The sequence below is a fragment of the Nocardioides sp. genome (genome assembly GCF_035481145.1).
In the GTDB taxonomy this organism is placed as follows: Bacteria; Actinomycetota; Actinomycetes; order Propionibacteriales; family Nocardioidaceae; genus Nocardioides.
Genome location: NZ_DATIHB010000109.1, coordinates 1 through 12393, shown reverse-complemented (window position 1 = coordinate 12393; position 12393 = coordinate 1). Strand labels below are relative to the sequence as shown.

The window sequence follows — 12393 nt, the reverse complement described above, 5'->3', positions numbered from 1 at the left end:
TTCGTTGATGGCACGTCGGGATCGCGGCCGCGCTGCGGTGGTGGCCGCCCTGGTGGGTGCCGTGACGATCGCGGCCTGCGGCACGCCTTCGAGCAAGGCAGGCGAGAAGACGCCGGAGCCGACGTCGACGCCGAAGCCCGAGGTCTCCGTGCCGGTGGTCAGCGAGGACCACGCGATGCCCCAGCCGCCGAAGCTGACCGGCGGACTCGCTCAGACCGACGTCCTGATCTACGCAGCCAAGCCGTTGTCTTCCTCGATGGTGAAGAAGATCGAGGCGATCAGGGTCAAGGGCAAGCAGGCGGTCCACGCGACCGAGCTCTTCTCCCTCGCCTCGCCCTCGATCCAGGGCCAGACCTACCAGGTCGCGGCGGTAGACCCCGCGACGTTCCGACGCTTCTCGCCGGCCGGCACGCAGGCCGAGATCTGGTCGCGGCTGGCCGCCGGCGAGATGGTGGTCAGCAAGAAGCAGGTCACCGAGCAGATCGAGCTCGAGCCCAACTTCGTGGAGATCGGCTCCGACGACGAGGCCGAGGTGGTGCACGTCGGCGCGTTCGCGCCCCAGCCCGCCAACGTGCAGATGGTGGTCAACGAGAGCTGGGGTGACGACCTCTTCGACGTCCACGACAACGCGCTGCTGATCTCGGCCGGGGACTACGCACCCCAGGCGATCCGTGGTCAGATCGAGAAGATCGTGAAGGGCACGGATGCGTCTGTCCAGATGCTCGATGTCGCGTCGGTGCTCGGGCTCGACCCGGACGCCACCTACACCGCCGTCGCCGGCTCGGGCTCGGTCTCCCAGGCGATCGGCGTCTACCGCTACCGGGTCAACGGCACGACAGTCACGCCGGACTCCGGCTGGGTGGCGGCCAACCTGCGCACCGAAGTGATGCCGATCGTGGGTCGGGTCACCTGCCACAAGGTGATGCTGCTGCAGCTCCGTGCCGCGATGAACGAGCTGGTCCAGCGCGGCCTCGACACGTACATCCGCACGACCGCTGGTTGCTACAACGCGCGCTTCATCGCCAACACGACGAGCCTCTCCAACCACGCCTTCGGCATGGCGATCGACTTCGACGCAGCGCAGAATGGTCGCGGCACCTCGGGGCAGATCCCGCCGGTCGTGGTCGACGTCTTCAAGAAGTGGGGCTTCGCCTGGGGCGGCGACTGGAAGTGGACCGACCCCATGCACTTCGAGCTCGTCCGGATCATGAAGGTCGTCTGACCAGGCTTTCGTCCTCCGCCTCCTCCTCCGCGAAGTGGGGCTTGTGGCGTGCCGAGGTGTGGCTTGTGGTCACGCGAGGTGGGGCTTGTGGTCGTTGTCCACAGGTGTACGCCGAGGCCGAGCGCGGGCCGGCCTGCTCGGCGTACACCTGAGGGGTGGATTGGCCTGAGACTCCCTTCCTCGTGACCGCGACCGGCGGCGCGGGCGCGACGCGTGCCGAGGTTCGTTCGGCACGTCGCCGTGGCGAGATCCGGCGTCTTCTCCGGGGCGTCTACGTCGCCGCTCACGTGGAGGACTGCCAGCAGATCCGTGCGGCCGCGGCGCGGCTGGTGCTGCCGGAGCATGCGGTCGTGTGCGATCGCAGCGCGGCTTGGCTGCATGGGGTCGATGCGTTCGATCCGGTCAGCCTCGACATTCCGCCTGACCTCGAGGTCGTCTCGATCGGTGGCGCTGACCGCTCGGTCCGCGCAGGTGTCGACGGCGGCAAGCGTGCCCTCGCGTCGGACGACGTCATGGAGCTGCACGGCGTCCGGGTGACTACACCGGTTCGAACTGCCGCGGACCTCGGCACGCTTCGGGGGCGGCTCGGGGCGTTCGCAGCGATGTCGATGTTGGCGCGTGGTGCTGGTTTCGAGGTGGTGGACCTCCTGCGGGTGGTTGCCGGGTTCGCAGGGCGTCGGGGGGTGCGGCAGTTGCGCGAACTCGCGCCGCTGATCGAGCCTTTGTGCGAGTCGATGGCGGAGTGCTGGACGCTGCTGCACATCCTCGATGCGGGGCTGCCCCGTCCGCGGCCACAGTGGGAGATGTGGATCGATGGCTGGGGGCCCGCGCGCCTGGACTTCGTGTGGAGATTCGTGAAGGTCTGTGTCGAGTACGACGGAGAGGAATTTCACGACGACGACGAGGCGAAGGCGCGTGATCGACGACGCCGTGAATGTCTCCGATCCATGGGGTGGACCGTCATCGTCGTGCGCAAGGACGACCTCGCCGGTGCCGCACTGGATGCGTGGCTCTCCGAGTTGCGCTCGGCGCTCGCGGTGAAGCGCCGCCGCTCCGCGCGGGCTCCGCGGTGGTGACCACGAGCCCCACTTCGGGTGACCACAAGTCCCACTTCGGCGAGCCACGAGTCCCACTTCGGAGTGCGGGCTAGGGTCGCTGCGTGAGCATTCTCGACGACGCACGTCCCGGCTTCGACCACTCCGTCCGGCCGCAGGACGACCTCTTCGGCCACGTCAACGGCACCTGGTTGGCGACCGAGGAGATCCCGAGCGACCGCAGCAGCTGGGGCCCCTTCGTGACGCTGGCCGACCAAGCAGAGGAGCAGGTCCGGGCGATCATCGAGGAGTTCGCCGGCGAGCTGACCACGACTCCCACCTCGAGTGACCACAAGTCCCACCTCGGCGAGCCACAAGCCACACCTCGGCGAAAGATCGCGACGCTCTACGCCTCGTTCATGGACGAGGAGACCGTCGAGCGCCGCGGCATCGAGCCGATCCGCCCGCTGCTCGCCGCGGTCGCCTCGATCAAGGACACCCGCGACATCGCGGCGCTGCTCGGCGAGCTCGAGCGCGTCGGCGGCGCCGGTCTCTTCGGCTCCTACATCGACACCGACTCCAAGAACTCCGACCGCTACCTCTTCCACCTCACGCAGGGCGGCCTGGGCCTGCCCGACGAGAGTTACTACCGCGACGAGAAGTTCGCGGAGATCCGCGCGGCGTACGTCGCCTATCTCGAGCGGATCCTGTCCCTCGCGGACACCCCCGACGCAGCCGGCGCGGCGCAGCGGATCATGGCGATCGACACGCTGCTGGCCAAGGGCCACTGGGAGCGCGCGGAGACCCGCGACGTCCAGAAGACCTACAACCTCAAGACGCGGTCGGAGCTCCTGGAGCTGGCACCGGGCTTCGACTGGGCGGCCTACCTCACCAACCTCGGCGCGAAGCCGCAGACGCTCGACGAGGTCGTCGTCCGCCAGCCCAGTTACCTGTCGCACCTCTCCACCGTCCTCGCTGAGGTGCCGATCGAGCAGTGGCGCGAGTGGCTCACCTCGCGCGTCCTCCGCAGCACGGCGCCGTACCTGCCGAGTGCCTTCGTCGAGGCCAACTTCGACTTCTACGGCCGCACCCTCTCCGGTACGCCGGAGCTGCGGGCCCGCTGGAAGCGCGGCGTCTCCCTCGTCGAGGGTGCGCTCGGCGAGGCCGTCGGCGAGGAGTACGTCGCCCGGCACTTCCCGCCGATCGCCAAGCAGCTGATGGACGACCTGGTCGCCAACCTCCTGGCCGCCTACCGCTCCAGCATCGAGAAGCTCGACTGGATGACGCCGGAGACCAAGGAGCGTGCCTACGAGAAGCTCGCGACCTTCCGGCCCAAGATCGGCTACCCGGAGAAGTTCCGCGACTACTCGGCGCTCGTCGTCGGCGACGACCTGGTCGCCAACGTGCAGGCCGCGGCGGCGTTCGAGAGCGACCGGCAGCTGGCGAAGATCGGCTCGCCGGTCGACCGCGACGAGTGGTTCATGCTGCCGCAGACGGTCAACGCCTACTACAACCCCGGCACCAACGAGATCTGCTTCCCCGCGGGCATCCTGCAGAAGCCGTTCTTCAGCCCTGACGCCGATCCGGCGGAGAACTACGGCGGCATCGGAGCGGTCATCGGCCACGAGATCGGCCACGGCTTCGACGACCAGGGCGCGCAGTACGACGGCGCGGGCAACCTCAACGACTGGTGGACCGCGGCCGACAAGGAGGCGTTCCAGGTCAAGTCGCAGGCGCTGGTGAAGCAATACGACGGGTTCGAGCCGCGCAACCTGCCCGGCGAGCAGGTCAACGGGTCACTGACCGTCGGCGAGAACATCGGTGACCTCGGTGGCCTGACGATCGGCCACACGGCGTACGCGATCTTCCTCGGCCGCACCCCCACGGCGGAGGAGTCGCAGACCCTCTTCTCCAACTGGGCCTACTGCTGGCGGACCAAGCGTCGCCTGGAGCAGGAGCGGCAGTACCTCACCATCGACCCGCACAGCCCGCCGGAGTTCCGCGCCAACATCGTGCGCAACCTCGACGAGTTCCACGAGGCGTTCGGCACGCAGCCGGGCGACGGGCTCTGGCTGGAGCCGTCGGAGCGCGTGCGGATCTGGTGACGGTGGAGGTCCGGCCGGTCGCGTCCGGGGACCGGGAGGCGTGGGCAGAGCTCTACCGCGGCTACGCCTCGTTCTACTCGCTTCCGGTGCCGGACCTCGACGTGCTGTGGGGCTGGATCGGCTCCGGGCAGATGACCTGCCTGGTGGCGACCGTCGACGGCGAGGTGGTGGGGATGGCGCACCTGCGCGAGTTCCTCCGACCCGTGCACGCCGGGGTCGGCGGCTTCCTCGACGACCTGTACGTCGACGAGTCGGCACGCGGGCGGGGCGTCGGGCGCGCGTTGATCGCGGCTGCGTCGGATCTCGCGCGCGAGCGTGGCTGGATCGTCCTGCGGTGGCTGACGTCGGACTGGAACACCTCGGCGCAGGCGTTGTACGACAAGGTCGCGCGGCGTACGGAGTTCGTCACCTTCGACCTGGATCCGCAGGCCTGAGCCGACGCCTGCGAAGCGGGCAGTTCTCCCCATTCCGATGGCCACACCGGTGGACTAGAAAAGGCACCGTCAGGGCGCATCGGGCGCCCGCGTCACCGAGGGGGCACCATCATGAAGAAGCTCGTCCGTTCCGCGCTCGCGGTGGTAGCGGTGGTGTCCGGAACGTCGGTGGTGGCCGGGGCGGGGGCTGCGGAGGCGATCACGGCCCAGCGCCTCAAGTTCTGCGCGAACGACAACTACGGCCGCTACTGCGAGAGCCGCGAGTACTACGACAGCTCGCTCAAGAACGACTGCTTCGAGTGGCTCCCCGGCCAGACTGCGCGGGACGCGCGCTGCGAGTTCCTGACCTACAACATCCACAGCATGAACGACGAGATCTCGAGCGTGAAGAACAACAGCGCTTACTGGTGGAAGATGTTCGAGCACACCAACTACGGCGGTTACGCGCTCTGCATCCGTCCGTGGGGCTACGACACCGACCTCGGCAACAACACCCGGATGGAAGACGAGATCTCCAGCATGAAGCGGCTCGGCAAGACCCGGCCGTCCGGCTGCGACAAGGTGATCGGCTGACCGAACTGTGGTCGTCGGCTGTGGAGGACGCGCGGGGGTTGTCACTGCCCGCTGGTAGACAGTCCGCATGAGCTCTCCCGCAGCTGACCTGGCCGCCGCCACCCTCGACCGGACCGCCGTCCGTGTCGAGGCGGAGGGCCGCCTGCGCGCGCTGGTGGGCCGCGACGACGCGGTGCTCCGTGAGGACCAGTGGACGGCGATCGAGGCGCTCGCGGTCGACCGGCGGCGTTCGCTCGTCGTGCAGCGCACGGGCTGGGGCAAATCCGCCGTCTACTTCGTGGCGACCGCGCTGCTCCGGGCCCGCGGAGCCGGGCCGACGGTGATCGTCAGCCCGCTGCTGGCGTTGATGCGCAACCAGATCCAGGCCGCCGAGCGGGCCGGCATCCACGCGGTCACGATCAACTCCACGAATCCCGAGGCGTGGTCGGCGATCGAGGAGCGCATCGCCGCAGGTGAGGTCGACGTGCTGCTGGTCAGCCCCGAGCGGCTCAACAACCCGGGCTTCCGCGACGACGTCCTCCCACGCCTCGCTGCGACCACCGGCCTCCTCGTCGTCGACGAGGCCCACTGCATCTCCGACTGGGGCCACGACTTCCGGCCCGACTACCGGCGGATCCGCACGATGCTGGAGGACCTCCGGCCCGGGATCCCGGTGCTCGCGACCACCGCGACCGCCAACGCGCGGGTGACCAAGGACGTCGCGGAGCAGCTCGGCGACGACGTCCTGGTGCTGCGCGGTTCGCTGGACCGCGAGTCCCTGCGGCTCGGCGTCGTGCGGCTGCCCACCGCTGACATGCGGCTGGGGTGGCTCGCGGAGAATCTCGGTTCACTCCCCGGTTCGGGCATCGTCTACTGCCTGACGGTCGCCGCGACCCAGGAGGTCGCGGCCTACCTGCGCGACCGCGGCCACGTCGTCGCCGCCTACTCGGGGCAGACAGAGACCAGCGAGCGCGAGGCGCTCGAGGCCGACCTCGCAGCCGGTCGGGTCAAGGCACTGATCGCGACCAGCGCGCTCGGCATGGGCTTCGATGCGACGCTCGGCTTCGTCATCAACCTGGGTGCGCCGAGCAGTCCGGTCAGCTATTACCAGCAGGTCGGCCGTGCCGGGCGCGGCACCGACGACGCGGTCGTGGTCCTCCTCCCGGGCATCGAGGACCGCGACATCTGGGCCTACTTCGCCTCGCTCGCCTTCCCGCGTGAGGAGCTCGTCCGGCAGACGCTCTCGGTGCTCGCCGAGGCCGGTCGGCCGATGTCAACGGCGGCCCTGGAGACGTACGTCGACCTCAACCGCACCCGCCTCGAGACCATGCTCAAGGTGCTCGACGTCGACGGGGCTGTGCAGCGGGTGAGCGGTGGCTGGGTCGCCACGGGCCAGGAGTGGAGCTACGACCGGGAGCGCTACGCGAGGGTCGCCGAGGCCCGCCAGCGCGAGCAGCAGGCGATGCTCGACTACCTGACCCACGAGGGGTGCCGGATGGCCTACCTCCGCGGTCAGCTCGACGACCCGGCTCCGGAGCGCTGCGGCCGCTGCGACAACTGTGGCGGCCTGCCGACGCCGACGACGGTCTCCGAGTCGTCGGCCGCCGAGGCCCGCGAGGCGCTGGCCCGACCCGGTGTGGCGATCGCCCCGCGCAAGATGTGGCCGACCGCGCTGGCCAACCTCGGCATCGAGCTGAAGGGCAAGATCGCCGACGGTGCGGAGGAGGGACGGGCGATCGCGCGCCTCACCGATCTCGGCCACGGTCAGGCGCTCCGCGAGCTCTTCCGCGACACCACGCCCGATGGTGCGGTGCCGCTCCCACTGATCCAGGCCATGGTCACGGTCCTGCAGGACTGGCGGCCACGCGTCGATGCCATCGTCTTCACCGAGTCCGCCCGGCGCCCGGGCCTGGTCCGCGACCTCGCCGAGGGGCTGTCGCGCTACCTGCAGGTGCCGATCGTGGGCCGCTGGTCGATCGTCGACCCCTCGGTCGACCCGGGCCGCGGCGCAGCCAACTCCGCCCAGCGTGTCGCTGCCGTCCTGCGCCGCTCCGCGCTCGAGGGGCAGGTCCCCGAGGGCGCCCGCGTGCTCCTCGTCGACGACCGCACCAGCACCGGTTGGACCCTGACCGTCGCGGCGCGGGCGATCCGCGCGGCGGGTGCGGAGTCCGTCGTACCACTTGTGCTGGCGACCGACAGTTGAGGCATCGCTCCCCGAGCTCGCGTTGCGCATGTGCAAAGCGAGGGCGGCGTCTGCGAGTCCGTGACCGGGCACGACTTCGCATGTGCGCAGGTGTGGTCCCGCGGCCTCGCGAACCGGGAAATGCGCAGCGCCCCGCCGGCCGGAGCCGACGGGGCGCGTGATCTGCAGCGTGGGTCAGTGACCCATCATCGCCGCCGGGTCGACCGGGGCGACCTTGTGCCGCGGCAGGAAGAGCGCCGGGATCAGGCAGAGGCCGACCAGGATCGTGGCGACCAGGAAGACGGTGCTGAACGCGCCGCCGAAGGCGACCAGACCGTCGGGCATAGCCGCCATGAACTGCTGCACGAGCGACGGGTCGGCCTTCTCCGGGCCGCCGGCGTTGGTCACCTTCTCCGCGGCATCCATGAACGTGACCGCGTCGGGACGGCTCATGAAGCCGTTGGTCAGGATGACCGCGAAGATCGCCGTGCCGATCGAGGCCGCGATCTGCTGGGTGACGTTGAGCAGCGTCGACCCGCGGGCGATCTGCTCGTGGCGCAGCGTGGCGAGGGCCGCGCTGAACATCGGCATCATCGTCATGCCCATGCCGAGACCCATCACGAAGAGACCGCTGAGGATGCGGAGCGTCGACGGGTCGTGGCCGATGTTGATGAAGAACGCGAGACCGATCGTGTCGAGCACGATGCCGGTCAGGACGATCTTGCCGGGGCCGATCTTGTCGGACAGGACGCCCGCGACCGGCATGGTGAGGATCGCTCCGACACCCTGGGGGATCAGCAGCAGGCCGGAGTGGAGCGCGTCTTCGAGACGCACCTGCTGGAAGTAGAGCGGGAAGAGCAGGCCCGCGCCGAAGAAGGCCATCGCGAAGAGCGCCATGGCGACGACGGCGACGGTCATCTGGCGGTCCTTGAAGAGGCGCAGGTCGATGAGCGGGTGCTTGTTGGCCTTGCCGAGCGCCCACGGGATGAACGCCGCAACGAGGAGCGCGCCGATGATGGTCGGGACGACCACCTGGGTCGTCCAGATCGTGCCGTCCTCCGCCTTGGCACCGGGGATCGACGAGATGCCGTAGAGCAGTGTCGCGAGGCCGGGGGAGAGGAGCAGCATGCCGATGAAGTCGAAGGTCTCCGACGGCTCGGCGTCGTCCTTGGGCAGCGCGAAGAACGCGTAGGCGATGGTGAAGACGCCGATCGGGACGTTGATCAGGAAGATCCAGTGCCAGCTCGCGGAGTCGACCAGCCAGCCGCCCAGGATCGGGCCACCGATCGGGCCGAGCATCATCGGGATACCGAGGATCGCCATGACGCGGCCGACGTTCTGCGGGCCGGCCTTGTGGGTCATGATCGTCATGCCGAGCGGCATCAGCATGCCGCCACCGAGGCCCTGGAGGACGCGGTACGCGACGAGCGCCTCGAGGCTCGAGGCCGATGCACAGAGTGCGGAACCGGCGGTGAAGAGCAGCACGGCGAGCATGAAGAGACGCTTCGTGCCGAAGCGGTCAGCGGCCCAGCCTGTCATCGGGATGACCGCCGCGAGGGCGAGCGTGTAACCCGTCATCGTCCACGCGACCTCCGCCGAGGTGGCGTCGAAGGTCTGCTGGAAGGTCTGGAGGGCGACCGAGACGACGGTGACGTCGAGGATCGACATGATGGCGCCGAGCACGACGACGCCGGCGACGAGGAACGTGCCCTGGGGCAGCGGCTCCAGCGCGGGCTTCGCCGCGGCGGGCGGGTCTTGGGTGAGGTCAGAAGTCACGAACAACGATCGTAGGCCCGTGCACCGACAGGGGCATCAGACTTTTGGACTACCCAAGGGTGTTGCCGACCACAAGCCCCACTTCGCGTGACCACAAGCCCCACTTCGGCGTACGACGGGGGCTCGGGGGCCGAGGGGTCAGCGGCCGTTGGCCGCCTGGCGGATCGAGTGCATCGGGAGGACGCCCCACATCACCGTGACGAGGGCCAGGTAGAGCACGTCGATGACGATCGTGAGCGTGGGGTTGAAGAGGGAGAGCGTGACGAGCGTCAGGATGCCGAGGATCGACAGCGCGACCAGCACGGTCGCGGCCAGGACATGGAGGTTGCCGCGGACCACGACGCGCTCCTTGTCGCGTCGGCGGAAAGCGAGGCGGTGGTGGACGACGGGTGCCACCACGACGATCGCGGCCACACCGCTGACCAGGAGGGTCAGGTAGTAGACGATCTCCTCGAAGGGCGTCGCCTTCTCGAAGCGGGGGCTGAAGGCGATCACGAGCAGGAAGCCGACCAGCAGCAGGATGCCGCCCTGGATCACCCGGAGCTCCTGCAGGAGCTCGTTGAGCTCGCGGTCGAGATGCGTCGGGGACGCCGACGACGTGCCGCTGTGCCGGTCAGTCATGACCGCACGCTAGACCTCCGCGGCCCGCCCGGGAAGGGAATCAGAGCAGCGCGTCGATGACCGCGAGGACCTGCGGGTCGTCGGGCACGACCTGCGGGCTGAAGCGCGCGATGACGGCACCGTCGGGGGCGATCACGAACTTCTCGAAATTCCAGCGGACGTCGCCCGCCTCCCCAGCCTCGTTGGGGGTCTTCACGAGCTCGTCATAGATCGCGTGACGGGCCTCGCCGTTGACCTCGATCTTCTCGGTGAGCGGGAAGGTCACGCCGTACGTCATGGAGCAGAACTCCTTGATCTCCTCCGACGAGCCGGGCTCCTGGCCACCGAACTGGTTGCACGGGAAGCCGACGACGGTGAAGCCGCGCGCGGTGTGGTCCTCGTGGAGCTTCTCGAGCGTCTCGTACTGCGGGGTGAGGCCGCACTTCGAGGCGACGTTGACGAGCAGCGCGGCGCGGCCGGCGGTGATCTCGCCGAGCGTGGAGGCGGTGCCGTCGAGGAGGGCGATGGGCGTGTCCAGGATGCTCACGCCGTCGAGCGTAGCGGGCGCCCGAACGTCGTCGGTCGGGCCATGCGGGTCGCGCCGCTGGGTACCGGGGCGCATGCACACCGCTCTTGGAGGAGGAACGATGGCGACGTTGCCCAAGCCCCGCGGCCCGTTGAGCGAGGCGCTCGTCGCAGCGCTCGTCAGCGGCCGATCCGACGCGGCGAACGGCGCTCCCGACAGCCCGGAGGACGCGGCGCTGAGCCTGTGGATCCTCTACGAGCTCTCCTACCGGGGCTACGCGGAGGTCGACGACCGCCTCGAGCACGACCCCGACCTGGTCCGGTTGCGGCTGGCACTGCAGGACGACCTCGAACGGCGTCTGCGCGCCCGCTGGCCGGGCCGTCCGGCGTACGGCGAGGGGGAGGGCTTCTCCGAGGCGTTCTTCGCCTGGGTCGCGGAGGACGACGGGCCGTCGCTGGCTCGCTTCGTGCAGCGGGAGGCCACCGCCGACCAGGTCGTCGAGCTGGTCCAGCACCGTTCGCTCTACACGCTGAAGGAGGCGGACCCGTTCACGTGGGCGCTGCCGCGGCTGCCGGCGGCGGTGCGGGCGGCCTTCGCGGAGCTGCAGTACGACGAGTACGGCGGCGGGCGGTCGGAGCGGCTCCACGCGCACCTCTTCGCCGAGGGGATGGCGGCACTGGGGCTCGACGCCACGGAGGGCGGATACGTCGACGAGGCACCGCTGGAGGTGCTCGAGCAGAACAACGCGATGAGCCTCTTCGGCGTCAACAGGCGGCTCCGCGGCGCCTCGATGGGCCACCTCGCAGCGTTCGAGGCGGTCAGCTCCCTGCCGTCGCGCCAGGTCGCTCAAGGACTGGAGCGGCTCGGTCTGCCCACCGAGATCCGGACCTACTACGAGGAGCACATCGAGGCCGATGCGGTGCACGAGCAGCTGGCGGTCCGGTTGATCTGCGCACCGCTGATCGCGGCCGAGCCGGACCTCGAGGACGACGTGTGGTTCGGGGCGTGGTGCTGTCTCGACCTCGAGGCGAGCGTCGCCCACCACCTCCTCGCGAAGTGGGAGGCCGCATGAGTGCCGACGTGATCCTCTGCCCCGGTGGTCCGATGCTGCTGCGCGGCGACCACGTGATCACCGACGAGGACGGCGTCGAGCACGCGACCATCCGCCCGGTGTCCGCGGTCTGCCGCTGCGGCAAGTCCGCCAGCAGGCCGTGGTGCGACGGGACGCACAAGCTGCTGCCGGAGAATCGGGCTCGCTGACCTTCCGCGAGCGGGAACCCCTTGTCGGTCCCGCGCGTTAGCCTCGCGTCTCCCGCATTCCGCGGGACGAGGTCATCGAGCCGGCTACCGCCGGCAGGTGCGGGCCGGGGCTGTCTGCCGAGGCTGTCGAGGCGTACGACGAGGGGTGGTTGCGTGGGGTTCGTCCCGGTCACCGGCCCGGCGGCGTTCCGGCTGGGTGAGCCGCCCCGCGAGAGCGTCGTGGTCTTCACCGACGACGCGGGGCGGCGCACGGTCGAGCTCCCGATGCGGTCGGCCCTGCCCGTGCTCGCCAAGGCCCGGGTCGACGAGAGCGCCCACCCCTCCGTCGGCCTGATCGGCGGAGCGGTCGTCTTCGGCATGCGACTGGTCGCCGACGGGCGGTTCGAGCCCTCCGCCGACGGTCCGTGGTGGCAGCCGGTCGAGCTCGACGCCGAGGAGACCGACCGGCTGGAGCGCCTCGCTGCGTCTCGCGCCTACGACTCGCTCGATGCGGCGGCCGCCGAGGGACTCGCCCGGCGGGTGGTCGCCGCGGTCGTCGACGCGATGCCGCGTTCGGCCCCGTCAGGGTCGGCCGCTTCGCTCATCGCCGGCTCGGACGCCGGCGGCTCGACCGGTCCCGGCCTGCGGCCCGGAGGTGCCCGGCGTACGACGGCGCGGGGTGGGGACCCGGCCGCGTTCCAGGCACGGCTGGCCGACCGGCTC

At 69.9% G+C, this 12393-nt stretch carries 11 protein-coding genes and 1 pseudogene; 9 read left to right on the top strand and 3 right to left on the bottom strand.

The annotated features are described in order from the left end of the window. Positions 1 to 7: 7 nt before the first annotated feature. The 6 genes from VLF38_RS09340 to VLF38_RS09315 all read left to right on the top strand — a co-directional run bounded on the left by VLF38_RS09340 (position 8) and on the right by VLF38_RS09315 (position 7550). Complete coding sequence (locus VLF38_RS09340; protein WP_325270995.1) at positions 8 to 1222, top strand: M15 family metallopeptidase; 1215 nt, start codon at positions 8 to 10, stop codon at positions 1220 to 1222. A 155-nt stretch (positions 1223 to 1377) separates the two neighbouring features. Continuing rightward, the gene (locus VLF38_RS09335; RefSeq protein WP_325270994.1) at positions 1378 to 2298 is read left to right on the top strand and encodes a DUF559 domain-containing protein; all 921 of its coding nucleotides are present in this window, start codon (positions 1378 to 1380) and stop codon (positions 2296 to 2298) included. An 83-nt stretch (positions 2299 to 2381) separates the two neighbouring features. Beyond that, a complete protein-coding gene (locus VLF38_RS09330; RefSeq protein WP_325270993.1) occupies positions 2382 to 4361 on the top strand; it encodes a M13 family metallopeptidase in 1980 nt (659 codons plus the stop codon). After that, positions 4358 to 4795 carry a GNAT family N-acetyltransferase gene (locus tag VLF38_RS09325; protein ID WP_325270992.1) on the top strand — a complete coding sequence of 146 codons (438 nt, stop codon included), beginning with the start codon at positions 4358 to 4360 and terminating at the stop codon, positions 4793 to 4795. Before VLF38_RS09330 ends, VLF38_RS09325 begins: the two co-directional genes overlap by 4 nt. Positions 4796 to 4906: 111 nt before the next feature. Next, complete coding sequence (locus VLF38_RS09320) at positions 4907 to 5368, top strand: peptidase inhibitor family I36 protein (RefSeq protein WP_325270991.1); 462 nt, start codon at positions 4907 to 4909, stop codon at positions 5366 to 5368. A 67-nt stretch (positions 5369 to 5435) separates the two neighbouring features. Beyond that, entirely contained in the window at positions 5436 to 7550 is a 2115-nt protein-coding gene (locus VLF38_RS09315; RefSeq protein ID WP_325270990.1) for a RecQ family ATP-dependent DNA helicase, read from the top strand. Positions 7551 to 7724: 174 nt separating this feature from the next. Here VLF38_RS09315 and VLF38_RS09310 read toward each other — a convergent pair whose 3' ends face one another. The 3 genes from VLF38_RS09310 to VLF38_RS09300 all read right to left on the bottom strand — a co-directional run bounded on the left by VLF38_RS09310 (position 7725) and on the right by VLF38_RS09300 (position 10452). Further along, entirely contained in the window at positions 7725 to 9305 is a 1581-nt protein-coding gene (locus tag VLF38_RS09310; protein ID WP_325270989.1) for a DHA2 family efflux MFS transporter permease subunit, read from the bottom strand. 138 nt (positions 9306 to 9443) lie between these two features. Beyond that, positions 9444 to 9926 (bottom strand): DUF6328 family protein, encoded by a 483-nt coding sequence (locus VLF38_RS09305; RefSeq protein WP_325270988.1) that lies wholly within the window; start codon positions 9924 to 9926, stop codon positions 9444 to 9446. Between the two features lie 40 nt (positions 9927 to 9966). Further along, a complete protein-coding gene (locus VLF38_RS09300; protein WP_325270987.1) occupies positions 9967 to 10452 on the bottom strand; it encodes a glutathione peroxidase in 486 nt (161 codons plus the stop codon). Between the two features lie 100 nt (positions 10453 to 10552). On the opposite strand from VLF38_RS09300, the gene VLF38_RS09295 reads away from it, so the two are divergent. From VLF38_RS09295 to VLF38_RS09285, 3 genes and pseudogenes are all read left to right on the top strand, one after another. Then, positions 10553 to 11503 (top strand): iron-containing redox enzyme family protein, encoded by a 951-nt coding sequence (locus tag VLF38_RS09295; RefSeq protein WP_325270986.1) that lies wholly within the window; start codon positions 10553 to 10555, stop codon positions 11501 to 11503. Then, positions 11500 to 11691, top strand: a complete 192-nt coding sequence (locus VLF38_RS09290; protein ID WP_325270985.1) for a CDGSH iron-sulfur domain-containing protein — start codon at positions 11500 to 11502, stop codon at positions 11689 to 11691. The genes VLF38_RS09295 and VLF38_RS09290 overlap by 4 nt, the downstream gene beginning before the upstream one ends. A gap of 153 nt (positions 11692 to 11844) precedes the next feature. Beyond that, positions 11845 to 12393, top strand: a pseudogene (locus VLF38_RS09285) (hypothetical protein); the annotation flags it as partial.